This is a genomic window from Cytobacillus spartinae, from assembly GCF_042865285.1.
Taxonomy (GTDB): domain Bacteria; phylum Bacillota; class Bacilli; order Bacillales; family Cytobacillaceae; genus Robertmurraya_A; species Robertmurraya_A spartinae.
The window spans coordinates 54,576-81,488 of sequence record NZ_JBIACK010000015.1; the positions used below are offsets into that span (position 1 = coordinate 54,576).

Sequence of the window (26,913 nt, forward strand, 5' to 3'; positions counted from 1 at the left end):
CATGTCAAAAAATAAAAAAATCATTTTTGGTTTGTCTCTTGTTGCAGCGGCTATTGCGATTATGTTTTTTTCTACGATGCCAAGCGCAGGGAGCAAAGAACTTACCATAGACGAGGTGCTCTCGAACAAGGAGTCTTATGAGGAAAAATACATTATGACACAAGGTCTTCTAGACGTATCCTCAATCGATTGGAATCCAGACGATATTGTATTGAAATTCGAAATATATGAAGAAGGAACAGAGAACCTCCCTATTCGATATGAGGGTGTAAAGCCTGATAACTTCACGCAGGATGTAATTGTTATAGTAGAAGGGTTTATTACAAAGGAAGGCGTGTTTGAAGCAGAAAAGGTTCAAACGAAATGTCCTTCGAAATATGAAGGTGAAGACATAGAAAACTACGATTCAGAAATGCATAAAGAGCTCTACAAAGAAAAGCAGAACAACTAACAGGCGGGGGTTCATATGTACTTAATTGGAAATATAGCTTTAATCCTTGGTTTAATTATCTCCCTATACTCAATCGTTGCTTATATGATCGGAATTAAAAGTAAAAGCAACAAATGGTTGGAAAGCGCTAGAGGTGGCGTGTTATCCATCACCTTTGTTACCGGTATATGTACATTTCTATTGCTTTACATCCTTGGAACAAGTCAGTTTCAGTATAAGTATGTAGCATCCTATACAAATTTGGATTTACCCATTGTCTATAAATTAACCGCCTTTTGGGCAGGGAATGCAGGCTCACTCCTATTATGGACGTTCTTATTGAGTGTATATATTGGAATGGTAGTCTTATCCAAAAAGAAACAAAATATAATGGTCCCTTATGTAGCTATTATTTTGTTATTAAATATTGCTTTCTTTTACCTTGTCATGCTTTTAAGTGGGAACCCATTTGAAATGACAGATAAGATTCCTGCAGATGGAAAGGGACTCAACCCGATGCTTCAACACCCAGGAATGATCCTTCATCCTGTTACTTTATATCTTGGTTATGTTGGACTTGCGGTTCCTTTTGCTTATGCAATAGCTGCCCTACTGTTGAAGAAAATGGATGCAGAGTGGATTAAATTAACGAGACGTTGGACGTTAGTTGCTTGGTTGTTTTTAACACTGGGTAACATCATCGGTGGTTGGTGGGCCTACCTAGAGTTAGGTTGGGGAGGCTACTGGGCATGGGATCCGGTTGAAAATGCATCCTTTATGCCATGGTTAACAGTTTCAGCATTTCTTCATTCCATGATGATTCAAGAACGTAAAGGGATGTTAAGAACGTGGAACTTAGTGTTAATCATTCTTTCCTATGTCTTAACACTATTTGGTACCTTTCTAGTTAGAAGCGGTATTTTAACAAGTGTCCACGCGTTTGGAGATGGAAATCTAGGAACGTACTTCTTAATATTTATGAGTTTTATGATTCTTTTATCCATCTATGTAGTAGCGAGTCGCTATCAACTGATTAAAAAAGAAAGTGTCCCAATAGATTCTTATTTTTCAAAAGAAAGTAGTTTCTTGCTGAATAACTTCATCTTAATTGCAGCAACGTTCGCGGTATTTTGGGGAACGATGTACCCATTAATTTCCGAAACATTTACAGGAACGAAAATCAATGTTGGTCCACCATACTTTAATAAGGTCATGGCACCGATCTTTTTATCACTCATTCTATTAATGGCTATTTGTCCATTAATTACATGGCAAAAAGCAGCACTAGATCGATTTATTAAAAATACTTTACCACCACTTGTAGCTGGTACAGTATTCGGAGTTATCTTATTGATTATAGGAGTTAGGGGTACGTTTGCGATTATTGGTCTATCTACGACCTTCTTTATGTTTGCTGTCCACCTTCTAGAATTTTGGCGGGGGATGATGGCTCGGAGAAAAGCAACTAAAGAAGGATTTTTACAGGCTGCAGTTCGATTAACGATGAAAAACCAAAGGCGTTACGGGGGATATATTGTTCACATAGGGATTGCGGTCTTGGCAGTAGGGGTCATTTCATCTCATGCCTACTCGCAAGAAGTAATGAAGACTGTAAATACTGGTGAAACCATTACAATTGGAGACTATGAATTAACTTTTAATGAATTAACAGAGACTACTAGAAACAATAATGGGATTGTCTACGCTGACATCTCGGTTGTGTACAAAGGCGAGGATATTGGAAAAATCAAGCCTGAAAAAATCTTCTATGAAACATGGCCAGAGCCTTCAACAGAAGTAGCCATCAAAACAAACTGGAGTCAAGATTTATACCTTGTTCTTAGCTCGTGGGAAAACAAGGATAAGGTCACATTTGTAGTAAAAGTAAATCCATTTGTTAGCTGGATTTGGTTAGGTGGAATCATTATGGTAGTTGGTACTGCAGTTGCATTAATAGGAGGAAAAACATCCACAATCAGATACAGACGCTAATAGATTCTAGTAAATTTGTACTCTAGTAAAGGATACAAAAGGTAGGTGATACAGTTGAAATCTAAGGTCCTTTTATTAACTGCTTTTTATCTAATTGTCATACCGTCACTCGTGATAGCTAATGAAAATTATAACTCAAAGGAATTCCGCGACATCATTGTACAACTAGATATGCAAGGACACGCAGACCATGAATTTTCAACTTGTACGATACAGAAAGTTTATTATGATGAGGTTGTTGAAATGTTAGACCAAGGTAAAAGTGAGAAAGAAATTCTTGATTATTATGTATCAGAGTATGGCCAAGCAGCATTAAGAACACCCGACACGAAAGGAAGCGGAGTTATCGCTTGGGGAATGCCGGCATTCGGATTTTTAATTGGAGCCATTGTAGTTGCATTCGGAATTAAGAGGCTTACGGTAAAAGAGCCAAAAGTAGTTGAGACTAGCCCTTTCTTAGAAAAAGATTATTCAGAAACAGAGCAGAAAATCCTTGAACAAACGATTGAAGAGGAACGCAGAAAGTTATTTTAGAGTTAAAGACCTAGCTCGAGGAAGGAGCGATAAAAAGTGGATTATATATTCCTAGTAATAGGTTCAGTTATCATTATTACATGCTTCTATTTTATCATTGCTCCATTTTTTTATGGCGGTGGCAAACTGATTCTATCTAAAGAAGATGAACACACATCATCATTAGAGATGATATATGCGACAGTTAATGAAATAGAGATGGATTTTTTAATGAAAAAGATCTCTAAGGAAGACTTCGAAATCATGAAAAAGAAATACAATCTTATGGCAGCAAACCTCCTAAAAGAGGAAGGTGACTCTATCCCTAACCAAGAGAAAAAAGGGAAAGGAAGCCAAAAAGAAATCGATATCGAAATTATTAAAGAGTTAGAAGCCCTTCGTAAACAAAAAGGGAGGAAATAGTGATGAGTGAATTTCCCCCTTTTCATCCAGAGTGGCTCATAACCTTTTGGCTAACAACTCCGGTTCTAAGAAGTATCGAACCACATTTAGTGCTGGTTGTCATTATAGGTGTAATAGTTTTTCTTTATATGAAAAAAAGGAAAAGCTTGAGGGAAAATAAGATTGATACAACTGAAAACATGTTTCAGCATTTGTTGAATAAGAGAAGAGTAATAGAGCAGCAGATCGTAATGCTTGAAAAGCAAAAAAAGCAAGGAGACATTTCAATCGAACTTTACGAAAAGAGCATAGACGAGTACAAAGAGCACCTAGAACATGTGAAAAACGAACTGATTAAATTCACTTAGGAATAAACCTATTGAAAGAGTTGGGAGATATGCTTGAGTTAAAACAAATAACAAAAATCATTGGCGATAAAACCATCTTACGGAATGTGTCCTTGTCATTAAGACGCGGAGAAAGCTTAGCAGTAATAGGTCCTAACGGTGCAGGAAAAAGTACTTTTTTTAAGTGTACGGTCGGATTATTACAGCCTACAAGTGGTGAAATTATTTTAGATCAGGAAATTATTAAAAAGAACTCACCATTGTTGAAAAAGAAGATTGGGTTTTTAGGCCATGAATCATTTCTTTACAACACTCTTTCGCCCGTGGAAAATTTAAGGTTTTACGGAAAGCTATATAAAGTGAAAAATATCGAAGAAAAATCTCAAAGATTATTAAAGGAAGTAGGTTTGCACTACTTTAAAGATATACCCATACGCTCATTTTCAAGAGGGATGATGCAACGACTTGCTATAGCAAGAGTACTATTGCCTGAACCAGAACTTCTCTTTCTGGATGAACCCCATACGGGACTAGACCAAGAGGCCGTAAAAGTTCTGAATTCCATCATTAAAGAAAAGCAGACGGATGGAACGGGAATATTACTAATCTCTCATGACTTCGAGCAAGTATTAAACCTTTGCAAGAGAGTGGTCGTTCTGGATAAAGGAAAAATAGTTGCTGAAACAGAGGTTGTAGATAACATGAATCTACAAACATTGAAAGCCTGGTATGAAAAGGCGGTGACAAAGGGATGATGTCTCTTATATCAGATGCGTGGACGATTGCGGAAAAGGATTTGCGAAACGAATTAAAGTCAAAACAAACGATTGGTATTATGATTATTTTTTCGAGTCTAGTGATTCTTGTATTCAGTTTCGCCTTTGACCCGACCAATAACACAGTAAAAGCTGTCATTCCAGGTTTGGTATGGATCATCACCATCTTTTCAGGGTTATTAGGACTAAATAGATCTTTTATATCTGAACAAGAAAACGATTCTTTAATTGGCTTAAGAGTAGCCCCAATTGATCCCGTTAGTATTTACCTTGGCAAAGTACTAGCAAACTATGTGTTAGTTTCCATTGTTCAAGTAATGAGTGTTCCAGTTTTATTCATTCTATTTGATTACAAATTTAACGGATTAATGATTTGGTTTTTATTAATTGTCTTATTAGGAACTTTAGGATTTATTATTATCGGAACATTCTTAGCTGCTTTATCAGCCAATGCCAAAAATAGTGAAATGCTACTTCCGGTATTATTGCTACCACTATTGAGCCCACTTATGATCGCGGCAGTTCAGGCTACTAGAATTGTCCTAAACAATGATGGGATAAGCGATGCAGTGTCATGGCTGCAGATGATTATTGCATACGACTTACTGTTTTTAGCCGCTTGCTTTTTCTTATTTGAATATATTATGGAGGGATCGTAATGAAACCCACATCTAATCTGCTTGATAGAGTCCTATTTTACTTATTAGTACCAGCCTTTTTCATATCTTTATATCTAGTATTTGTTTGGTCGCCTATTGAAAAACAAATGGGTGTGACACAAAAGATTTTTTACTTTCATGTAGGAAGTGCCTGGGTAGCGTTTTTAGCCTTTTTTGTAGTAGGTTTTTACAGTGTCCTAACTTTGAAGAAGCCAACAGAAGATCGGTTCATAAAAGCTGGTGTATCTGCTGAAATAGGTGTTTTATTTACGACTATTACGCTAATCACAGGGATGATTTGGGGTAAATCAGCGTGGAACACTTGGTGGACATGGGAACCGCGACTTGTAACCACATTGATCCTTTGGTTTATTTATGTGGCGTACCTTTTTGTAAGGAAAATGGAAGGATCTTGGGAGAAAATAGCTAAACTCTCATCGGTATTCGGAATTATTGGCTGTTTAAACGTTCCAATTGTTTTTATGGCTATTCGCTGGTGGAATACGAAGCTTCATCCGGTCGTTTTTGGTGAAGGGAAAAACCAGTCAGGTGGAGGGATTGAGCCTGATATGCTAGTTACCTTGCTATTCTGTATTGGAACCATCACATTGCTCTATTCTTTCCTAATGAATAAAGGAACACAAATTGAGAAAATGAGACTTCAGTTGAAAAAGGCGAAAAACAAAGCCATTGAAAGACTTGCTAGTTAAGTAGAGTTACTCTGTAACATTTTTTTAGAAGAAAGCACTTATAAAAAACTTATAGGAGGAAGAAAAAATGGAATATCTATTTACAGCTTATACGGTAATTTGGGCGTTACTTTCAGGATACATTTTTGTACTAGGAAGAAGACAAAGCCAACTTAAAAAGGATCTTCAAGTATTAAAAGAATGGAACTCAGAACAATAGAGTAGGTGATAGAGAATGAGGAAAAAACTCGTTCCACTAATTGTATTAATAGCAGTTACAGCTATATTAAGTGTTCTTTTAACCGGCCTTAAAGGGAAAGCTTCAGCAAACCCTGGTGATGCTGCCATTGATTTTGAATTAATTGACATGAATGGGAATTCTCATACTTTGTCCGATTATAAAGGGAAAGTAGTAGTGGTCAACTTCTTTGCAACATGGTGTGATCCTTGTATTGAAGAAGCCCCTGAGCTAGAGGCGTTTGGGACCGAATATGACCAAGCGGAAATCCTTATTGTAGCTAAGGGTGAAACGAAGAAAAGAATGGAAAAATATATAAACGATACAAAATCAGAACTCACATACTTATTGGACACGAAGGAAGAAGTGTCAAAGGAATACAGTGTTATTGGTCAGCCTGATACGATCATTATTGACAAGGATGGAATGATACGTGAGAGATTTACGGGACCAACAACCAAGGCTAAACTTATTGAACTAATTGAAAACATGCACCTCAACCAAGATTAAAATGCTGTGATTTGCGTTTTAATAGAATCTTCTGATTGGAAGGAGGTGAAATGAATGCTAAAGAAATTATTCTCAATCGATAAAAAATTACTAATACTGATAGGGGTTTTTACAGGAATTGTTATTTCCGCAGTTACTGCAAAAACATTAGCCTATACAGATTCAGCAGACTTTTGTCAAAGTTGTCACATCATGAACAATGTACATGCTTCCTTTACTGATTCAACACATGCGAAATTGGCTTGTAATGATTGTCATTTACCACATGAAACTAAAGTGGGCAAGCTTGCTTACAAAGCAAAAGCAGGTATGAGTCACATGTACTATAACACGATAGGGAGCGAAAAAATCCCAGATGTATTACATGCAACAGATAATTCAATGGAAGTCATTCAGCAAAACTGTGTAGACTGCCATGAAAGTACGCTTGATAACGTTTCCCATGATTCGAAGGATAGCTGTATGAGTTGTCACCAAGAGGTACCGCATGGAAAAGGATTCAAAACAGAAGATTACTTTAAACCACCAAAGCCTGGTGAACTATTAGAAGATAAAGGAGGGACATTAGACAATGGCTAGGAAATATCATATATCATTTCTCATCCTAGTTGCTGTTATGTTGCTGATATCAGGTTGCTCAACTGAACAAGCAAATAGTTCCGCTGAACTGACGACAGGATTATCAAAGGACGAAATAAATAATGAAGCTTTCAAGGATTTGTTTCCGCTTCAATATAACAGTTACATGAAAAATGAAGAAGAAGAAGATACAAAATATGGTGGATCCGTTAAACGTAGTAAGTATGATCCTGATAAGGAGCCATATCTACCAATATTGTTTAATGGTTATGGATTTGCAACTGAATATAATGAAGATCGTGGGCACGTGTATGCGAACCAAGATGTTCGAGACATTGCACGTATCACAGATAAGTCAATAGGGTCGTGTTTAACTTGTAAATCAAGTGCAGTTCCTCATATGATTGAGGAAATGGGAGACGATTACTGGGGAGGTAACTTTAACAAAGATATTTGGCCAAAGGCTGAAGAAATGGGGCACTCAGCAATCGGATGTTCTGATTGTCATGATCCTGAAACGATGGATTTAAGAATTACACGCCCAAGTTTTATTAAAGCAATGGAATCACAAGGGTTAGACGTTTCAAATCCGACGAAAAATGAAATGCGTTCTTTTGTATGTGGTCAATGTCACGTAGAGTACTATTTTGCTCCTGAAAATGGCGAAGTTACATTCCCATGGGCAGAAGGCTTCAAGCCTGAAGAAATGTACGAATACTATGATACGATTGCGAAAGATACAGGATTTGAACAGGACTGGATTCATACGGTATCGGGCACACCAATCTTAAAAGCACAGCATCCAGAGTTTGAAACTCATATGGAAGGTCCGCATGGAAAAGCTGATGTATCTTGTTCAGATTGCCATATGCCATATGAGCGAGCAGACGGTAAAAAGAAGATTACTTCTCACTGGTGGACTTCACCTCTTAAGACAATGGAAGAATCTTGTGCAACTTGTCATAGTAATAGAGACATAGAAGAGTTAGAAGAGCGTGTAGGGGATATTCAAGATACCCATATGAAGGCACTTCACAAAGCGGAGGATGTTTCCATTACTGCGCACTATTATATTAATAAAATGATTACTAGCGGTGTCGATGAAGCTAAAATAAAACAAGCACAGGAACATGTTAGAAAAGGTCAATGGATGTGGGATATCGTTGCAGCTGAGAATGGTGCAGGCTTCCATAATCCACAAGGCGGAATGGATACTTTACGTATATCTGAGGTAGAATCTAATGCAGCAATCTTAATCGCTACTGAGGAACTTGTGAAAAAAGGTGTCAGCCTAGAAGAGTTAAATAAAGAGATAGAAAAAGTGAAGAAGGCTGTTACTGGAGAGAAAGATAACTTTAAAAAGAAAGAACATGCTATTAATAGTTACTTCCCTACTCAACAGCCAGCTCCAAAAAAATAGATTAAAATAAACGAGAATGAAAACACTGTACAAAATTCATGTACGGTGTTTTCTTTATAGTGACAAATTTATGAACATCTGTCAATGTAAAAGCAATAATTACACCTTAAATATAAAGTTTTCTACTGGTTGATCCAAATGTCTTCAGCCCCAAAGATCCCTATGCCTAAGATGAAAGAAACTTTTTGACTAGATATGTTAAATTCTTCTAAGATTTTTAAATCTCCATTGCAAAGCTCGGACTATATCCAGAATTTTAAAATATTTTCCAATTGAGAAGATTTATATTGCAGGGGTGTTAAAAAACAAATAAAATTGTTTTGGTGTACGAAATAAATGTAATAAATATGTCCATTAATCTTGTTAGGTAAATGAAACATTGAAAAAATTTAGTTAGAACGAGGTCTTTTTTTACCACTATCTTTAGAGATTGAGAGATGTATATTTTTAAGAGATGGGAGTTTTTCTTCATGCCACGTGCCTTATGGCTATTAATTATAGGGATGGCAGTGAATGTAACAGGCTCTTCTTTTTTATGGCCTTTAAATGCGATCTACATTCATGAACACTTAGGAAAGTCCCTTTCCATTGCAGGATTTGTATTAATGTTAAACTCAGCAGCAAGTGTCATCGGAAACCTAATCGGAGGATATCTTTTCGATAAAATTGGTGGATATAAGTCGATTCTTTTAGGGATTGGAATTACAGCCTTATCCTTAATAGGATTAACCTTCTGGCACGGATGGCCAGCATATGTAGTGTTTTTAACGATTACCGGTTTCGGATCAGGGATTGTGTTTCCTTCCATGTACGCGATGGCTGGTTCTGTTTGGAAAGAAGGTGGAAGAAGAGCCTTTAACGCTATATATGTTGCACAAAATGTAGGTGTTGCAGTCGGTGCAGCTCTAGGAGGGCTTGTTGCTTCTTATTCGTTTCAGTTAATATTTATTGCTAATGCACTTATGTATATTGTCTTCCTCTTGATTGCTGTCTTTGGCTATCGTGGAATCGAAACAAAGGGAAACCAAACAAATATTATACAGGCAAAACCAGTGATAAAAAATTACACGAAGCTTTATGCTCTTTTAATCTTGTGCTTTGGTTATTTGTTATGCTGGATTGGTTATGTGCAATGGCAGTCTACAATTGCCGCGTATACACAAGAAATTAACATTACCTTGAAGCAATACAGTATTCTATGGACAGTAAATGGTGCCCTAATTGTGCTAGGACAGCCATTTATGAATAGGGCGATTAAGTACTTCGGTAAAAGCCTAAAATCACAGATGCTTGTTGGTATGGTGATCTTTATTGGTTCGTTTGCAGTTGCTGCATCAGCCAATCATTTTTCTGCGTTTGTAACTGCGATGGTTATTTTAACTATTGGGGAAATGTTAATATGGCCAGCTGTTCCAACCATTGCTGACCAGCTTGCACCGAAGGGTCGAGAAGGGTTTTATCAAGGAATTGTAAATAGTACGGCAACAGGAGGAAGAATGATAGGGCCTCTATTAGGCGGTGTGCTAGTGGATCTGTATGGGATGTCTATGCTCTTTACGGTATTAATTTTATTATTTGTCGTAGCCATATTTACAACATCCATTTATGATAAAAAGCTAAAAGAAGGAGAAAACTTAGCTTCCAAAGTTTCTTAATACAAAACGGAGAGATATGTAGGATATCTCTCCGTTTATTTTTAATACACTCTGATACAGTTTCTATTCTCTTTTTTCGCCAAGTAAAGGGCTTCATCGGCTGCTTGTATAATAGTCGAAGGAAGCTCATGAGCGGTAGGGGTTATCGTTGCCACCCCGACACTAATAGTTACAAAAGTGCTTACTTTTGAACGGATGTGTGGAATAGCCAGTTCTTCAATTCTTGCTCTTAATTCCTCGGCCTTTTTTTCCCCGCCAAACTTATGAGTATTTGGAAGAATCATAGCGAACTCTTCTCCACCATAACGAGCAACTACATCCCCAGGACGCATAGCTGTATTTTTGGCTGTTTCGGCTACTTTCTTCAAGCACATATCACCGAGATTATGTCCGTACGTATCGTTATACAGTTTGAAGCAATCTAAATCGAACAAAATTAGTGTGAGAGGTGTTCCTTCACGGTAAGCTCGATTCCATTCGGTTTGTAGATAATCATCAAAATATCTTCTGTTAAAGATACCTGTTAATCCATCTTGATAAGAATACAGGGTCAACTGTTTGTTAGCGATTTGGAGTTTCTCTTCCACTTGTTTTTGTTGGGTAATATCTTGAACAACACCGATTACATAATTTGGACTTACATCTTCAAGAAGGGATACATTTAGCAATCCCCAGACAATTTCTCCTGATTTTGTCACATATCTTTTTTCCATACGATAAGAAGACATTTCCCTCGCAAGAAGCTTTGTCAAAAGAGATAAATCTTTTAAAATATCATCTTTATGGGTAAAGTCGGAAAAGGACATTTTTGATAATTCATCTTTTGTATATCCTGTAAATAATTCTAGCGCCGGATTACAATCAATCGTTTTTCCTGTATTTCCGTCCACTAGGGCAATCGCAACTCCTGCCTCGTTAAACATCCCCTGAAGACGCATATGATTTCTCGAGAGTGTTTCTTCTAAAGTCTTTCTAGTAGTAATATCTTTGTAACTAACCTGAATCGAATCTCTTCCATTAAAGGTAATTAATGAACAAGAAAGGATAATCTCGACTGTTTCTCCTGTAGCTGTTTTTAATTGAAATTCCACATTTTCCAATGAATGGCCAGTACTTTTTACGTACTCTTGTACTTCATTTGATTTTTCTATAAAAGAAGGTTCCAAAAACTCTTCAATTTTTACTCCAATAACCTGGGAAGGGTCCTTGGCACCAACAATTTTCGCTGCTGCATAATTGGCATAAACAAGAACGCCATCGGTATGAACTGCCATTGGATCTGGAGAGTTGTCCAACATATTTCTAAAAAGTTCTTCACTTTTTAGTAAATTTTCTTCAATTTGTTTCCTCTCGGTTATATCCTCAATTTGAACAATTAAAAAAAGTGGTTCGTTTTGTTGATCACTAACTAAAGAAGTGGTCACATTCCCCCATAAAACTCTTTGTTGTTTGTCGATCCACCTGACTTCTAATTGGTTATAACTAATGTCTCCATTCTCAAATTCTCTTAATTTATTTACAATATATTCGTGATCATCTGGGTGAATGATATCTGAGAAATGAGATTCGTATAATTCTTCCATAGATAAGCCTGTTTTCTGACAGAAAGATGGATTTACCTTCATCCATTTACCATCAAGCGACATAATGGCCATCCCTATGGCAGCATTCTGAAAGGCGTTAAAGAACAGCTGCTCATGACTAAATTGACGTAACATTTTATTCAACCTTCTTTATTAATAGGAATAAGTTTCTATTTTAATATATTTTTCTATATTTTACTAAAAGGTATTTACTTTTTCTATAGTACGTTAAAAGATATAAGCCCTAAGTCTTAGATTATTTTAAAGCGGGAGCCTGTTATTAGGTTCCAAAGTTTTCCTTACAATAAGTGTATAAGATGACTTAGGAGGAAATTAGAAATGAAAAAAATGTGGATGTTAGGCGCTGCCGCTGCTGGAGCCCTGTTAGTATTATCAGGATGTAATGTTATGGCAACAGAAAAAACTGAGCAAAAATCAATCGAAGTTGCTAAGGATGATGCGGAAAAATTAGAAGTTGAATTAAATATGGGTGCTGGTGAGCTAATCGTTTCAAAAGGAACAGGTGAGTGGTTAGAGGGAGAGGTTGTTTACAATAACGATAAGCTTGAACCTAAAGTTAATTATGATATGAATGGTGATGAAGGGCATTTAATTATTGAGCAAAAGCAAAAAAGCCTTTCAAATATTAAAATGGGAGACATTAAGAACGAGTGGGATTTGAAACTTTCTAATGACGTCCCCATTGATTTAACCGTGAACGCCGGAGCTTCAAATACGAATCTTAGCCTAAAAGGAGTTCAGCTTACTTCTCTAGATGTAAATGCTGGTGTTGGGGATATGACGGTAGACTTAACTGGTGAATGGAATGAGGGTTTTAATGTGGATCTAAAAATGGGGGTTGGTAAAACAGAAGTACTTTTACCTAAGGATGTAGGTGTAAAGATTGTTTCGAAAAAAGGAATTGGAAGTGCTGAATTTAAGGGCTTTATTTCGCAAGGGGATGGAGTCTATGTAAATGATGTATATGAGGATTCAGATAAGGTTATTACGGTAAATACAGAACTAGGTGTGGGAGAAGTAGAGTTTAAACTACAATAACTTCTTCGGATAAACTGCTTATATTTAATCTCTTATGGGGCTGTAAGGTAAAAACTTACAGCTCTTTAAATATGTAAGCGCTATGATAATATAGAGAGAGTTGAATTTTTATTGTAAGGGAGATTTCTATGAGAACGACTCTATTAGATATTCCAATTGAAATCGTTGAAACTATTGTGGAAAATGCCTTTGAGTGGTTAGTAGTCGTTAATCAGCAAGGAGAAATAATATACATTAATAAAAATTATTGTGACTTTCTTCAGGTTAATAGAAATGATGTAATCGGAATGCATGTTACAGATGTAATTGAAAATTCTAGGATGCATATTGTCGCTGAAACCGGTAAAGAAGAAATTGCGGACCTCCAATATATACGAGGAAATTATATGATTGCAAACCGAATCCCTATCATATCTAACGGTGAAGTAGTTGGTGCTTTTGGTACTGTTTTTTTTCGCGATACACAAGAATGGAAAAAAATGAACAGCCATGTTAAGAGCATGCTTGCCAAAATCCAAACCTACATCCAAGATATTGATCGAAGTGTGAAATACGGAATTGAGGATATTCTAGGTGAATCAAAAGAGATTCGTAGCTTAAAAGAGAAAGTGAAGATGATTGCTGCAACTGACATCTCAGTTCTAATCAGAGGGGAAAGTGGAACGGGTAAGGAGCTCTTTGCCCACAGTATTCATCAGCTTAGCAATAGGAGTCATCAACCGTTTGTAAAAATAAATTGTGGTGCGATTCCCGAGCATTTACTCGAATCTGAGCTTTTTGGATATGAGGAAGGAGCTTTTACAGGTGCTAAAAAAGGTGGAAAAAAAGGAAAGTTTCAGTTAGCTGATGGGGGAACTTTGTTTTTAGACGAAATCGGTGACATGCCTTTAAATATGCAAGTGAAGTTATTAAGAGCACTCCAGGAAGGTGAGATAGAAAGCGTTGGGTCTACCAAAACTCTTTCAGTAGATGTGAGGATTATTGCCGCTACTAATCGGCCTCTTGAAAAAATGATGGAAGAAAAACGGTTCCGAGAGGATTTATTTTACCGAATTAATGTTATTCCGTTTAGAATACCAGCAATGCGAGAGCGAATGGAAGATATCCCGTTTCTCCTCGAGTTCTTTATTAAAAAGATAACCCAAAGGTCTGGTAAACGGATTAATCATGTCGAGGAAGAAGTTTTAGACGTCTTTAACAGCTATAGCTGGCCCGGAAATATCAGAGAACTTGAAAATGTGATTGAAGCAGCAATCCATTTAACCAGTAATGAAAGTATTACAGTTGATTCCTTACCAGATTATATAAAGGACACATCTCTATATCCTCTTGGAAAAAAGAAACTTAAAGAAATTTTAGAGGAAACTGAGAGAAAAATACTGCAGCAGAGCTTAAATAAATATAGTGACGATAAGCTTGCAGCAGCCAAAGTATTAGGGATTAGTAAGTCAACGATGTATGAAAAATTAAAAAAATATAATCTTGAAAATTAACAGTCCGAATATCTGGAATAATTTCCGGAAATCCGGACTTTTTATATTTTGTTAGAAGATTCAACCTTTTATAGACCTTATTTTGTTAATTAGAAGTTTTTGCTTTATTTCTTTGTAGTCTTGATTTCCGGATTTTCGGAAAAAATATTCACAAAAATTTCAAAAATACAGAATTCGCACTATTTTAAGTTTTGGCACGGAAGTTGCATTAGTTTTTAGGGAGAACAAATTAAGGAGGTCTTTTTTTGAAAGCGTTTTATCAAAGTCCTTTAGAAGCAGTTGCATCCATTGAAGACGGTTCAACCATTATGGTTGGAGGATTTGGTCTTGTAGGTATTCCAGAACAATTAATCCTAGCCCTAGTCGAAAAAGGAACAAAAGATTTAACTGTTATCTCAAATAACTGTGGAGTTGATGATTGGGGGCTTGGTTTGCTTTTAAAAAACAAGCAAATTAAGAAGATGATCGGGTCTTATGTTGGAGAGAATAAAGAGTTTGAAAGACAAGTACTTGCTGGTGAAATCGAAGTAGAATTAACCCCGCAAGGAACCTTAGCAGAAAGAATTCGTGCCGGTGGCGCTGGAATTCCTGCGTTTTATACTCCAGCTGGAGTCGGAACTGAAGTTGCTAAAAATAAAGAGATTCGTAGTTTTGGTGGCAAAGAGTATGTGTTGGAAACAGCCTTGAAAGCGGACTTTAGTTTAGTCAGAGCTCATAAGGCAGATGACATGGGAAATCTTGTTTACAATAAAACAGCAAGAAACTTTAATCCAATGATTGCTGCAGCGGGTAAGGTAACGATTGCAGAAGTAGAGGAACTAGTCCCAGCGGGAGAGATAAACCCAGATCATATTCATTCTCCAGGGATATATGTGCAAGGGCTACTTGTTGCGAAACAAGAGAAGAGAATTGAGAGAGTAACAACAAGATAAGTCGTAGAGGAGGTAAATTTATGGATAAAAAACTCTTAAGAGAGCGTATTGCGAAACGAGCAGAGCAAGAAATTAATGATGGCAACTATGTTAATCTTGGAATCGGTATGCCTACATTAGTAGCCAACTTTATTCAGGAAAATAAACAAGTTGTGCTTCAGTCTGAAAATGGTTTGCTAGGTATTGGCCCATATCCGACAGAGGATGAGGTAGATGCTGATTTAATCAATGCAGGAAAAGAAACAGTAACTGCAATAAAGGGAGCTTCTTATTTCAGTAGTGCAGAGTCATTTGGAATGATTCGAGGGGGACACATAGATGTTGCAATCCTTGGTGGCATGGAAGTTTCTAGTGACGGAGATTTAGCTAACTGGATGATTCCTGGAAAGATGATTAAGGGGATGGGCGGTGCAATGGACTTGGTGCACGGGGCTCAAAAAATCATTGTGATCATGGAGCATGTTTCAAAGGATGGAAGCCCAAAAATTGTAAACGCTTGCAGCTTACCTTTAACTGGTAAGAAAGTTGTTAACCGTATTATTACGGAAAGAGCAGTTATTGATGTTACTGAGGCTGGTCTGAAGCTTGTTGAAGTTTTTGAAGGCTTTACAGTAGAAGATATTGTAAATTCCACAGAATCAACTTTGATTATTGACGATGTAAAAGTAGGGGTAACGGTATAACCGTCGGCTTTTAATCAATGGCTTTTTACAAAGGGGTATTTGTTATTTTTCTTTTATTTAGAAAAATAATGACTATAAATCTATGGATTTTTTCCTAAAGAATTTGTACTTTTCATATACTTTTTAACTTGGGGAAAAAGCCCGTAGGATCAACATTCACAATTAAGGGGGAAAAGAAATGCTAGGTATGATAGGTTTAGTTGGTGGATTAGTATTACTAATCGTGCTAACGATGAGAGGGATGAACTTGCTTGTAGCAGGTCCATTATCAGCTCTATTTGTAGCAGTTTTAAATGGAATGCCATTGTTTCCACAATTGGTTGGTGAAGGGGAAGCAAACTTAGTTGGAAACTACATGACTGGATTTTCTGGGTTTGTGACTGCTTGGTATCTAATGTTCTTATTAGGTGCTATCTTTGGTAAGGTTATGGAGGATAGTGGGGCAGCTGATAGCGTTTCTAAACTTATCGTTGATAAATTAGGAATGAAGTATGCTGTTTTAGCAATCGTCATTGCCTGTGCTGTGTTAACTTATGGAGGAGTGAGCTTATTCGTTGTAGCGTTCTCTGTTTATCCGATGGCGTTAAGCTTATTCAAACAAGCGGATTTACCAAGAAGATTTATTCCAGCCGCTTTAGCATTTGGATCAGTAACATTTACGATGACATCAGCTGGTTCTCCAGAAATTCAAAACTGGATTCCAATTGATTACTTAGGAACTTCACCTTATGCAGGATGGGAAGTCAGTTTAATTGTTGCAGTGTTCATGATGATTTTTGGATATTGGTGGTTAAAACGCATGATCACGAAGGCTGTCGCAAAGGGAGAAGGATTTGTTGCTAGAAATTCAGATCCAGTATCTGAGGAGAGAGATTTACCAAATCCATTTATGGGATTTGTTCCATTACTAGTTGTATTAGTGATTTCTTTCATTTTCCATGATTCACTAAAACAATCAGCACTTATTATTGCCCTACTTGGTGGAGTAATTGCTACTTATCTATTAAATCGTAAATACTTTAAGAATTTCTGGAATGCAGTTTCTGAAGGTACACTAGGTGCATTAATTGCTATCGGTAATACGGCTGCAGTAGTAGGATTTGGTGGAGTTGCTAAGGCTGTTCCTTCCTTCGCAACAGCAGTAGATTTCATGACAAGTATTCCAGGAAGTCCACTAATCGGTGGAGCTATCGCAGTAAGTGTTATTGCTGGGATGACAGGTTCAGCATCAGGTGGTCAGGCAATTGCTTTACCTTTAATTGCCCCACATTATATGGACATGGGCGTAAATACGGAAGCTCTACACAGGGTTGTTGCCATATCTTCAGGTGCATTAGATTCACTACCTCATAATGGATATGTTGTAACAACGGTAAGAGCCATCTGTGGTGAGACTCACAAAGACGCTTATGGTGCGGTAGGAGCTGTTACGGTTATTGTACCGTTAATCGGTGTTGCTTTAGCTATCATCTTGTTCTCATTCGGATTGGGTATTTAGGAAGGGGATTTTATGGTTGAAAATAAAGTAGTTTTCATAACTGGAGCTGCACAAGGAATTGGTTATGAAATCGGTAAAAAATTTGCTTCAGAGCGTGCAAAAGTTGTTTTAACAGACATTCAAGAAGAAGCGGTTAAAGAGGCTGCTGATAAGTTAAAAGAAGAAGGATACGACGCGTTAGGGATTAAATGTGACGTGACTTCTGAAGAAGATATTAAGCAGGCAATCTCACAAACAGTAAACCATTTTGGATCAATTGATGTTTTAATCAACAATGCAGGATTACAACATGTGTCTTATATTGAGGATTTTCCAACTGAGAAATTTGAATTCATGATTAAGGTTATGCTGACGGCACCATTCATTGCCATCAAACATGCATTACCGTATATGAAAGAAAAGCAGTTTGGAAGAATTATTAATATGGCATCGATTAACGGTCTAGTTGGATTTGCTGGAAAAGCTGCATACAATAGTGCAAAGCACGGCGTTATTGGTTTAACGAAGGTAGCTGCACTAGAGACAGCTCCACATGGAATTACAGTGAATTCTATTTGTCCTGGGTATGTAGATACACCTCTAGTACGAAATCAGTTAGCTGACCTAGCAAAAACTAGAAATGTAGCATTAGAAAAAGTGCTAGAAGAGGTTATTTACCCATTAGTACCGCAAAAGAGATTGTTAGAGGTTGATGAAATCGCTGATTATGCAATCTTTTTAGCGAGTGATAAAGCTAAAGGTGTTACTGGCCAGGCTGTTGTTATGGATGGTGGATATACGGTTCAGTAGGAATATGTGTTGGGAAGGCAGCTCCTTTTGTGGGGGGCTGTCTTTTTATATTTGCTTACAAACTCGAGTTTTCAGTGAGTGTGTTTGTTATTATGTTTATGTTTAAAAACTATTAATGTAATGCTGTTTAAGCTTAGCATGGCACCTAAGAAAAGCGGAGAATCGTGCCGCGCCTAAAAAGAAAATGGTGAAGTCATTGTAGGGGAGGCAGGGAATCGTGCCGCGACCAAGGAGGAAATAGCGAAGTCGTGGTAAGGAAGGCAGGGAATCGTGCCGCGACCAAGGAAAAAATAGGGAAGTCGCGGTAAGGAAGGCGGGGAATCGTGCCGCGCCCAAGGAGAAAATGGTGAAGTCGCGGTAAGGAAGGCGGGGAATCGTGCCGCGCCCAAGGAGAAAATGGGGAAGTCGTGGCAGGGAAGGCGGGGAATCGTGCCGCGCCAAAGGAGAAAATAGGGAAGTCACGGTAAGGAAGGCGGGGAATCGTGCCGCACCCAAGGAGAAAATGGAGAATTCGTGGCAGGGAAGGCAGGGAATCGTGCCGTGCCCAAGGAGAAAATGGTGAATTCGCGGTAAGGAAGGCGGGGAATCGTGCCGCGCCTAAGGAGAAAATGGGGAATTCGCGGTAAGGAAAGCAGGGAATCGTGCCGTGAATAAGGAGAAAATGGTGAATTCGTGGTAAGGAAGGCAGGGAATCGTGCCGCGCCCAAGGAGAAAATGGGGAATTCGCGGTAAGGAAGGCGGGGAATCGTGCCGCGCCCAAGGAGAAAATGGGGAATTCGCGGTAAGGAAGGCGGGGAATCGTGCCGTGACCAAGGATAAAACGCTGAATTCGTGGCAGGGAAGGCAGGGAATCGTACCGCGCCCAAGGAGATAAAATCGCGGAAAAGTTCTAAACTATCGCGGAAATATAGGTATACTATGTAGTTAGTTACCCTGAAATAAGTCACAAAACCCATTTTTTTACATAAAATAGCAACTATCTATACATTGACTTGCATCCGCAAGAGAAATCTAATAAAATAACGTTATACTTTTATAAATGAATGACTATGACGAGGAATAGTAGTGGTGTAACCCTGTTTTAGAGAGTTGACGGTTGGTGAAAGTCAATCAGGCCCATCATGAACTCGCCTCTTGAGTCGCAAGTGTGAAGTAATAGTAATGCTTGCCGTTTGCCGCGTTAAGGATGAATGAAGCGAGTGACATTAATTGTCACTAATGTGGGTGGTACCGCGGGAGATTTATACATAATCCTCTCGTCCCTTTTTGGGGCGAGGGGTTTTTTTATTTTTCTAAAGGTAATAATCAATTGTAACTAAGTCTTAGGAGGAAATTACGATGAGCTTCAATCATCAAGAAATTGAAAAGAAGTGGCAAAGTCACTGGGAGCAAAACAAAACATTTAAAACAAGTGAAGAAAAAGGTAAGCGCAAGTTTTACGCGCTGGATATGTTTCCATATCCATCAGGTGCAGGACTACACGTAGGCCATCCTGAAGGATATACTGCGACAGATATCCTTTCAAGAATGAAGCGTGCTCAAGGCTATAATGTACTTCATCCAATGGGATGGGATGCATTTGGTTTGCCAGCGGAGCAATACGCATTAGATACAGGGAATGATCCTGCGGAATTTACGAAATTAAATATTGAAACATTTAAGCGTCAAATTAAGGCGTTAGGATTCTCATACGATTGGGATCGTGAAGTAAACACAACAGATCCTGGCTACTATAAATGGACGCAATGGATCTTCTTAAAGCTTTACGAAAAAGGATTAGCTTATATTGACGAGGTAGCGGTGAACTGGTGTCCAGCATTAGGAACGGTTTTATCAAACGAAGAAGTCATTGATGGTAAAAGTGAGCGCGGTGGACATCCGGTTGAACGTCGTCCAATGAAGCAATGGATGTTAAAAATTACTGCTTATGCTGATCGTCTATTAGAAGATTTAAATGAGTTAGATTGGCCAGAGAGCTTAAAAGACATGCAACGTAACTGGATTGGGCGTTCAGAAGGTGCTGAGATTACTTTCAATATTGAAGGACATGATAGCACGTTCACTGTGTTTACCACTAGACCAGATACATTATATGGAGCAACATACGCAGTACTTGCACCTGAACATGCATTAGTGGAAAAAATTACGAACGCAGATCAGCGTGGAGCAGTTGAACAATATCTTGACCAAGTTAAAAGCAAGAGTGATCTAGAGCGTACAGACTTAGCTAAAGACAAAACAGGTGTATTTACTGGTGCTTATGCGATTAATCCAGTGAATAACGAGAAAATGCCAATCTGGATTGCTGATTATGTACTTGTAAGCTATGGTACTGGTGCAATCATGGCAGTTCCAGGTCACGATGAGCGCGATTATGAATTTGCACAGAAGTTCAACCTTGAAATTAAAGAAGTAGTAGCTGGTGGAGACATTTCTAAAGAAGCGTATACAGGAGACGGAGCGCACGTTAATTCTGACTTCTTAAATGGTTTAAATAAAGATGAGGCAATCAGCAAAATGATCGCTTGGCTAGAAGAAAAAGGCATTGGTACGAAGAAAGTAACTTACCGTCTTCGTGATTGGTTATTTAGCCGTCAGCGTTATTGGGGAGAGCCGATTCCGATTATCCATTGGGAAGATGGCACAATGTCTGCAGTTCCTCATGAAGAGCTTCCGTTAGTTCTACCTAAAACAACTGAAATTCGCCCATCTGGTACAGGTGAATCTCCATTAGCAAATATTGCTGACTGGGTTAATGTTGTTGACCCTGAAACAGGTAAAAAAGGCCGTCGTGAAACAAATACGATGCCACAATGGGCAGGAAGCTGCTGGTACTACTTACGTTATATCGATCCAAAGAACACAGAAGCATTAGCTGATGCAGAAAAATTAAAGGAATGGCTTCCAGTTGATATTTATATCGGTGGAGCAGAGCACGCAGTTCTTCACTTGCTATACGCTCGCTTCTGGCACAAATTCCTTTATGATATCGGTGTTGTTTCAACGAAAGAGCCGTTCCAAAAGTTGTTCAACCAAGGAATGATCTTAGGTGAAAACAATGAAAAGATGAGTAAGTCTAAAGGGAATGTTGTAAATCCAGATGAGATTGTTGCAAGTCATGGGGCAGATACACTTCGTCTTTATGAAATGTTTATGGGACCTTTAGATGCATCAATCGCTTGGTCAACGAAAGGACTTGATGGTGCTCGCCGTTTCTTAGATCGTGTATGGCGTCTATTTATCGAAGAAAATGGTGAATTGAGTGCCAAAGTTCAAGAAAGTGACGATGCTCAGTTAGAGAAGATCTATCACCAAACCGTGAAAAAAGTTACTGAGGATTTTGAAGGCTTACGCTTTAACACAGCGATTTCGCAACTAATGGTATTCATCAACGAAGCTTATAAAGCTACAGTTCTTCCGAAGAACTATGTGGAAGGATTCGTGAAATTATTAGCTCCGATCGCTCCACATATCGCCGAAGAGCTATGGGCGAAGTTAGGACATAGTGAGACCATTTCATACGAAGCATGGCCTGCATTCGATGAAGCAAAGCTTGTTGATAACGAAGTCGAAATTGTTATTCAAATTAATGGGAAAGTAAAAGCTAAACTTTTGGTTCCAGCCAATGCAAATAAAGAATCATTAGAGCAAATTGCAATGGATGATAACACAGTCAAAGAACAAATTGACGGGAAGACCGTACGAAAAGTCATTGCTGTTCCAGGCAAGCTTGTTAATATTGTAGCGAATTAATTTATTGGCATCTCCTAATTTTAGGGGATGCTTTTTATACTGATGGCTTAATTTGGGTCAGTTCACATAATTTGTTATATAATAAAAAACACATGTGAATAATGTTAACTTGGACTACAAAAATAGAGGGGTTGAACTAATATGGATATCGAAATCATCACAACAGAAGAATTGCAAAACAAACTAGAAAAAGGGGAAAATCTTGAACTTGTAGATGTTAGGGAATTTGAAGAGGTAGAACAAGGAATGATTCCGGGAGCTAAGCATATTCGAATGGGAGAAATTCCGGAGAATCTAGATTATTTTGACAAAGACAAAGAGTATATCTTTATTTGTCGTTCAGGTCGTCGAAGTGAAAATGTTTGTTACTATTTGAAGGATCAAGGCTACAAAGTACGTAATATGATTGGCGGAATGCTAGAGTGGACTGGAGAAACGAAATAAAGATTGTTTAAAAGCTGGCTTAGGCTAGCTTTTTTGTTTTTTTAAAATCTAACAAACTTGGCTAAACTGGTTAATAAAAAAGCGAGAGAGGGAGAGAAGGTTGATTAAGGTCAAACTTTTTGATCAAGAGCATGAGAAAGATTTAGAAGTGATGATGAATCGCTTCCTTGAAAAGATAGATGAAAATAAGCTTATTGATATTAAATACAATGTTGCTGCTATTCAAGAAGAGGAAGATGAGCAGATTTACTGTTTTTCAGCAATGGTGATATACCGAGTGTAATAGGTTTAAGTGCTGACTGCTTAATACCTAGAAATAGCGAATTCCTCAGAAAATGGTCTTAAGATAGCGTGTTACTACCAAAAATTAAGCTTATTTCATAAAAAATGGTCATTAAGTCTGTAGGTTAATACGTAAAATCATCATATTCCTCAAAAAAGTGGAATTAAAGTGGGAGATTAGTACCTAATTTAAGCATTGTCAGCAAAAGTGGGAACTAAGAAAAAGGGAATCAAAAAGAAAATTGATTCCCTCCCTAAGTTCTTTTATTTTCTAACCGACAAGGCAAACTCAGCTGCATTTTTTCCAGCAAGTCTTCCTGTTACTAAGGCAGAAGTAATATTATATCCGCCGGTATATCCATGAATATCTAAAATTTCTCCACAGAAATAAAGTCCTTCTTTTATTTTTGAGGCCATTGTTTGTGGTTCTACTTCTTTAACAGAGACTCCACCGCCGGTTACAAAGGCTTTCTCAATAGGTAATGTTCCATTTACTTTGAACGTGAAATCCTTGCATGTTTTCACGAAGCTTCTAATTTTCTGTGAGGAAATCGTTCCAGCTTGTGCAGAAGGATCGATATCGTTTAGCTCTAATAAGAATAAAAGATATCTCTCAGGAAGCAGCCCTTTAAGAATGTTTTTTACACTTTTCTTTGGTTCTGATTTAAGTTGATTTAATACATCTTGAAATAATGGTTCTTCTTTTTGATCAGGGATAGCATCTAAGCTCATCGTTACTTCTTTTAAATCCCATTTTTTAAGAGCCTTAACGACATACTGGCTACATCTCAATACAGCAGGGCCACTTACGCCAAAGTGGGTAAAAATCATATCCATCTTATGCGAAACTAGTGGTTTTCCTTTTGGATTTAGAACACTTAGATTAATGTCTCGAAGTGATAAGCCCTGTAACGTTTTGTTTTTAATGAATGGCTCACTTGAAGTAATCGGTACTTCTGTAGGAAAAAGATCTGTGATCGTGTGACCTACTTTTTTAGCCCAGATGTACCCATCTCCCGTGGAACCCGTATGAGGGACCGATTTTCCCCCAACGGCTATCACAATTGATGTTGCTTCATAGCTTTTTCCATCTTTCATATGAACCATTGAAGCATGCTCATTGAATTCTATGTCTGCAACGGGAGCATTCGTACGTATATCAACCTTAAGGGTTTTTAATTTATGTATGAGTGCATCTACTACTGACTGTGCTTTATCAGTAACAGGGAACATTCGCCCATGATCTTCTTCTTTCAATTTAATTCCTAAGTCTTCGAAAAATCGGATAATATCTTCATTGCTGAAAATGGAAAAGGCACTGTAAAGAAAACGCCCATTACCTGGAATATGTTTGATGATTTCATCAACAGGTAGTCGATTTGTAACATTACATCTCCCGCCACCTGAAATAGCAAGTTTCCTGCCAAGTTTGTCACCTTTATCAATTAAAAGGACGTTCCCACCTTGCTCACCTGCAGCAATGGCAGCCATAAGACCAGAAGGACCTCCACCAATTACAATTACATCGTATTCGTATTTCATATTTTGTCACCATCTTTTCTATTTACAATGTTTAAATCAAAGGCCTGACATGTAGCCTTGTACTATTATAGAACATTCACAAAAAGGAAGGAAAGAATACATAACATAATAATGAGGCTAGCACTTCTAGTTGTAGAAGTGTAAACTACAAATAGTGCAAAAAATTATCGACCCTTACGAAACGGGATTGGAATTTTAAAAGTAGGAAGGGATTATATGTCATCAAAGCTTTTAAGAGGGACCTTCATTTTAACTTTAGGAACAATGATTTCAAAAGTATTAGGATTATTTTATGTCATTCCTTTTTATAAAATTGTGGGCTCAGAGGGGACGCTATTATATCAATATTCATACGTACCCTATACGATTTTTATTAGTATTGCAACCGCTGGTGTACCTTTAGCGGTCTCTAAGTTTATATCAAAATACAATGCATTAGAGGAATATGCAGTAGGAAGAAAGCTATTTAAATCTGGACTTCTTATTATGCTAGCTAGTGGTATCACATCCTTCTTCGTCCTCTTCTTCTCTGCACCTATGCTAGCAGAAATCATCATTAATGATAATGACTTAAAATCTAAACCAAGTGATGTTGTTACGGTTATTCGAGCGGTTAGCTTTGCATTGATTATCATCCCTTTTATGAGTTTGATTCGTGGGTTCTTCCAGGGTCATCAATCGATGGGACCATCAGCTGTTTCTCAAGTAGTAGAGCAGATAGTACGAATCATTTTTCTACTAGCGGGAGCATTCGTTGTTTTAAATGTATTAAAAGGGAGCTTAGTTACTGCTGTAAGTGTAGCTACGTTCGCAGCATTTATAGGGGGATTGGGTAGTTTAGGGGTGTTATTTTGGTATTGGTATAAAAGAAAGCCCCACCTTGATCAGTTGTTAGAGCAAGATAAAAGGCAGATGGATATTTCCCTTAAGGATATGTACAAAGAAATTATTATCTATTCAATTCCGTTTGTACTAATAGGGATTGCCAACCCATTATTCCAAATGATCGATTTATTAACATTCAATAGAGCGATGACATCAATAGGATTAACTCATATATCAGAGGATGCTCTATCTATTTTGAATTATCAAACGCATAAACTTGTTATTATTCCTGTATCGTTGGCAACTGCATTTTCGCTAACATTGGTTCCAAGTATTACAAAGGCTTTTATTGAGCAGGATCAAAACAATATGAATCGTCAGTTGAATCAAACGTTTCAAGTACTATTATTTCTAACGTTGCCAGCCGCAGTTGGTTTGTCCTTGTTAGCAGAACCGATTTACAGAGTCTTTTATGAACACGATCTTTTAGGAGCAGAAGTGCTACGTACATACGCTCCAGTTGCCATGTTATTTGCTCTGTTTTCGGTAACAGCTGCTATCCTACAGGGGTTAGATGAGCAGAAGTTTACAATTTTAAGCTTGCTTGTTGGGATACTTGTGAAACTATCTTTAAATATTCCGCTCATTAAATTATTTGAAACACATGGTGCTATCCTAGCGACAGCATTAGGATATGGAGTAGCTATTTTAATTAATATGTATGTCATTAAATCGCACTCAAAGTACCGTTTTAGACTGGTTTTAAGAAGGGGATTATTAATTGTTATTTTTACCATCATTATGTTTGTGGCTGCTGGCGTAACATATAAAATCTTATTGTTATTCTTAAGTCCAACATCTGTCATTCAGTCTTTGGCTATGATTAGTATATGTGCACTTGTCGGAGCAGGAATCTACTTCTTCTTAGGGATAAAATCTAAGTTAGTATACTTTTTATTCGGTCAAAGAGTGGATAGACTAATGAGAAAGCTACGTCTTAAGACATAGGGCTCTGTTCAATAGAGAATGAAAAAGACTCTTTCCAAGTCTTTACGGAGGAGAATATTATGAGAATAGATAAAATGCTTGCTAACCTTGGCTATGGGAGCCGGAAAGAGGTTAAAAAGCTTTTAAAAGACGGTGCAGTTTTAGTAAATGAAAAGCCAGTTAAAGATTCGAAGCACCATGTGGACCCCGAAAACGATGTGGTTACGTTAAATGGGGAAGTCATTGAATATAAAGAATTTATATACTTAATGATGAACAAACCTCCTGGTGTTATATCAGCAACAGAGGATCAGCGAGATGAAACAGTAGTAGATTTATTAGAGATGGAGGATTTAGTATTTTCTCCATTCCCAGTTGGACGTCTTGATAAAGATACAGAAGGGTTATTGTTATTAACAAATGATGGGCAGCTGTCACACAGACTACTTTCTCCTAAAAAGCATGTACCTAAAACCTACTTTGCTGTTATAGATGGGGAAGTGACGGAAGAAGACGTGATCGCTTTTAGAGAAGGGGTTACATTAGATGACGGCTATGTAACCAAACCAGGAGAACTTCAGATTCTTAAATCAGGAATCCGCTCGGATATTGAACTTACGATAACGGAGGGTAAATTCCATCAAGTAAAAAGGATGTTTGAAGCCGTTGGAAAGAGGGTTACCTATCTGAAAAGAATATCTATGGGGCCACTAAAACTTGATGAAACATTAGAATTAGGTGAATACCGAGAATTAACAGATGAGGAAGTTCAGATGTTAATGAAATACGAGAGTTAAAATAAAAAGCTTTGTTCATATAACAAAAAAATCGCC

The 26,913-nt window shown here is 37.7% G+C and carries 26 protein-coding genes and 1 other annotated feature; of the genes, 24 read left to right on the forward strand and 2 right to left on the reverse strand.

Features of this window, described 5'->3' with window-relative positions; all coding sequences use genetic code 11:
* Window position 1: 1 nt before the first annotated feature.
* The 13 genes from ACFYKX_RS22525 to ACFYKX_RS22585 all read left to right on the forward strand — a co-directional run bounded on the left by ACFYKX_RS22525 (window position 2) and on the right by ACFYKX_RS22585 (window position 10,210).
* Window positions 2-451, forward strand: a complete 450-nt coding sequence (locus tag ACFYKX_RS22525; RefSeq protein WP_389363801.1) for a cytochrome c maturation protein CcmE — start codon at window positions 2-4, stop codon at window positions 449-451.
* A 15-nt stretch (window positions 452-466) separates the two neighbouring features.
* Entirely contained in the window at window positions 467-2,422 is a 1,956-nt protein-coding gene (locus tag ACFYKX_RS22530) for a heme lyase CcmF/NrfE family subunit (RefSeq protein WP_389363806.1), read from the forward strand.
* A 54-nt stretch (window positions 2,423-2,476) separates the two neighbouring features.
* Window positions 2,477-2,956 (forward strand): cytochrome c-type biogenesis protein, encoded by a 480-nt coding sequence (locus ACFYKX_RS22535; protein WP_389363807.1) that lies wholly within the window; start codon window positions 2,477-2,479, stop codon window positions 2,954-2,956.
* A 36-nt stretch (window positions 2,957-2,992) separates the two neighbouring features.
* A complete protein-coding gene (locus ACFYKX_RS22540) occupies window positions 2,993-3,358 on the forward strand; it encodes a hypothetical protein (RefSeq protein WP_389363809.1) in 366 nt (121 codons plus the stop codon).
* A 2-nt stretch (window positions 3,359-3,360) separates the two neighbouring features.
* On the forward strand, window positions 3,361-3,705 hold the full coding sequence (locus ACFYKX_RS22545; RefSeq protein WP_389363811.1) for a hypothetical protein: 345 nt from the start codon (window positions 3,361-3,363) through the stop codon (window positions 3,703-3,705).
* 29 nt (window positions 3,706-3,734) lie between these two features.
* A complete protein-coding gene (gene ccmA / locus ACFYKX_RS22550; RefSeq protein WP_389363812.1) occupies window positions 3,735-4,439 on the forward strand; it encodes a heme ABC exporter ATP-binding protein CcmA in 705 nt (234 codons plus the stop codon).
* A complete protein-coding gene (locus ACFYKX_RS22555; protein ID WP_389363813.1) occupies window positions 4,436-5,119 on the forward strand; it encodes a heme exporter protein CcmB in 684 nt (227 codons plus the stop codon). The genes ccmA and ACFYKX_RS22555 overlap by 4 nt, the downstream gene beginning before the upstream one ends.
* Window positions 5,119-5,829 (forward strand): cytochrome c biogenesis protein, encoded by a 711-nt coding sequence (locus ACFYKX_RS22560; RefSeq protein WP_389363814.1) that lies wholly within the window; start codon window positions 5,119-5,121, stop codon window positions 5,827-5,829. The genes ACFYKX_RS22555 and ACFYKX_RS22560 overlap by 1 nt, the downstream gene beginning before the upstream one ends.
* Before the next feature lie 67 nt (window positions 5,830-5,896).
* Entirely contained in the window at window positions 5,897-6,028 is a 132-nt protein-coding gene (locus ACFYKX_RS22565; protein WP_389363816.1) for a CcmD family protein, read from the forward strand.
* Window positions 6,029-6,043: 15 nt separating this feature from the next.
* Window positions 6,044-6,556: a TlpA family protein disulfide reductase gene (locus ACFYKX_RS22570; RefSeq protein WP_389363818.1), complete on the forward strand. Its 513-nt coding sequence runs from the start codon at window positions 6,044-6,046 to the stop codon at window positions 6,554-6,556.
* 54 nt (window positions 6,557-6,610) lie between these two features.
* The gene (locus tag ACFYKX_RS22575) at window positions 6,611-7,135 is read left to right on the forward strand and encodes a cytochrome c3 family protein (RefSeq protein ID WP_389363820.1); all 525 of its coding nucleotides are present in this window, start codon (window positions 6,611-6,613) and stop codon (window positions 7,133-7,135) included.
* On the forward strand, window positions 7,128-8,555 hold the full coding sequence (locus ACFYKX_RS22580; protein ID WP_389363822.1) for an ammonia-forming cytochrome c nitrite reductase subunit c552: 1,428 nt from the start codon (window positions 7,128-7,130) through the stop codon (window positions 8,553-8,555). The genes ACFYKX_RS22575 and ACFYKX_RS22580 overlap by 8 nt, the downstream gene beginning before the upstream one ends.
* A gap of 470 nt (window positions 8,556-9,025) precedes the next feature.
* Window positions 9,026-10,210, forward strand: coding sequence for an MDR family MFS transporter (locus ACFYKX_RS22585; RefSeq protein ID WP_389363823.1), 1,185 nt, complete (start codon window positions 9,026-9,028; stop codon window positions 10,208-10,210).
* 41 nt (window positions 10,211-10,251) lie between these two features.
* Here the strand turns inward: ACFYKX_RS22585 and ACFYKX_RS22590 are convergent, their stop codons facing one another.
* Window positions 10,252-11,928 carry a GGDEF domain-containing protein gene (locus ACFYKX_RS22590; protein WP_389363825.1) on the reverse strand — a complete coding sequence of 559 codons (1,677 nt, stop codon included), beginning with the start codon at window positions 11,926-11,928 and terminating at the stop codon, window positions 10,252-10,254.
* Window positions 11,929-12,132: 204 nt separating this feature from the next.
* Between ACFYKX_RS22590 and ACFYKX_RS22595 the strand changes: the two genes are divergently transcribed.
* The 9 genes from ACFYKX_RS22595 to ACFYKX_RS22635 all read left to right on the forward strand — a co-directional run bounded on the left by ACFYKX_RS22595 (window position 12,133) and on the right by ACFYKX_RS22635 (window position 22,727).
* Window positions 12,133-12,852 carry a toast rack family protein gene (locus ACFYKX_RS22595; protein WP_389363827.1) on the forward strand — a complete coding sequence of 240 codons (720 nt, stop codon included), beginning with the start codon at window positions 12,133-12,135 and terminating at the stop codon, window positions 12,850-12,852.
* 128 nt (window positions 12,853-12,980) lie between these two features.
* Window positions 12,981-14,345: a sigma-54 interaction domain-containing protein gene (locus tag ACFYKX_RS22600; RefSeq protein WP_389363829.1), complete on the forward strand. Its 1,365-nt coding sequence runs from the start codon at window positions 12,981-12,983 to the stop codon at window positions 14,343-14,345.
* 245 nt (window positions 14,346-14,590) lie between these two features.
* The gene (locus ACFYKX_RS22605; protein WP_389363831.1) at window positions 14,591-15,277 is read left to right on the forward strand and encodes a CoA transferase subunit A; all 687 of its coding nucleotides are present in this window, start codon (window positions 14,591-14,593) and stop codon (window positions 15,275-15,277) included.
* 20 nt (window positions 15,278-15,297) lie between these two features.
* Complete coding sequence (locus ACFYKX_RS22610) at window positions 15,298-15,960, forward strand: 3-oxoacid CoA-transferase subunit B (protein WP_389363833.1); 663 nt, start codon at window positions 15,298-15,300, stop codon at window positions 15,958-15,960.
* A gap of 178 nt (window positions 15,961-16,138) precedes the next feature.
* Window positions 16,139-17,458, forward strand: a complete 1,320-nt coding sequence (locus ACFYKX_RS22615) for a GntP family permease (protein WP_389363835.1) — start codon at window positions 16,139-16,141, stop codon at window positions 17,456-17,458.
* Window positions 17,459-17,470: 12 nt separating this feature from the next.
* Window positions 17,471-18,247, forward strand: a complete 777-nt coding sequence (locus tag ACFYKX_RS22620; RefSeq protein ID WP_389363837.1) for a 3-hydroxybutyrate dehydrogenase — start codon at window positions 17,471-17,473, stop codon at window positions 18,245-18,247.
* 1,040 nt (window positions 18,248-19,287) lie between these two features.
* Window positions 19,288-19,514, forward strand: a binding site (T-box leader).
* A 71-nt stretch (window positions 19,515-19,585) separates the two neighbouring features.
* Complete coding sequence (gene leuS, locus ACFYKX_RS22625) at window positions 19,586-22,000, forward strand: leucine--tRNA ligase (RefSeq protein WP_389363839.1); 2,415 nt, start codon at window positions 19,586-19,588, stop codon at window positions 21,998-22,000.
* A gap of 141 nt (window positions 22,001-22,141) precedes the next feature.
* Window positions 22,142-22,444, forward strand: a complete 303-nt coding sequence (locus tag ACFYKX_RS22630; RefSeq protein ID WP_389363841.1) for a rhodanese-like domain-containing protein — start codon at window positions 22,142-22,144, stop codon at window positions 22,442-22,444.
* A 100-nt stretch (window positions 22,445-22,544) separates the two neighbouring features.
* Window positions 22,545-22,727 carry a sporulation protein Cse60 gene (locus ACFYKX_RS22635; protein WP_389363843.1) on the forward strand — a complete coding sequence of 61 codons (183 nt, stop codon included), beginning with the start codon at window positions 22,545-22,547 and terminating at the stop codon, window positions 22,725-22,727.
* A gap of 263 nt (window positions 22,728-22,990) precedes the next feature.
* Here the strand turns inward: ACFYKX_RS22635 and ACFYKX_RS22640 are convergent, their stop codons facing one another.
* Window positions 22,991-24,268, reverse strand: a complete 1,278-nt coding sequence (locus ACFYKX_RS22640; RefSeq protein ID WP_389363845.1) for a BaiN/RdsA family NAD(P)/FAD-dependent oxidoreductase — start codon at window positions 24,266-24,268, stop codon at window positions 22,991-22,993.
* 216 nt (window positions 24,269-24,484) lie between these two features.
* Here ACFYKX_RS22640 and ACFYKX_RS22645 point away from each other — a divergent pair, with 216 nt between their 5' ends.
* Together ACFYKX_RS22645 and ACFYKX_RS22650 are read left to right on the forward strand one after the other, a co-directional pair.
* Window positions 24,485-26,101, forward strand: coding sequence for a putative polysaccharide biosynthesis protein (locus tag ACFYKX_RS22645; RefSeq protein WP_389363847.1), 1,617 nt, complete (start codon window positions 24,485-24,487; stop codon window positions 26,099-26,101).
* Between the two features lie 59 nt (window positions 26,102-26,160).
* Window positions 26,161-26,877, forward strand: a complete 717-nt coding sequence (locus ACFYKX_RS22650; protein WP_389363849.1) for a pseudouridine synthase — start codon at window positions 26,161-26,163, stop codon at window positions 26,875-26,877.
* Window positions 26,878-26,913 lie beyond the last annotated feature (36 nt).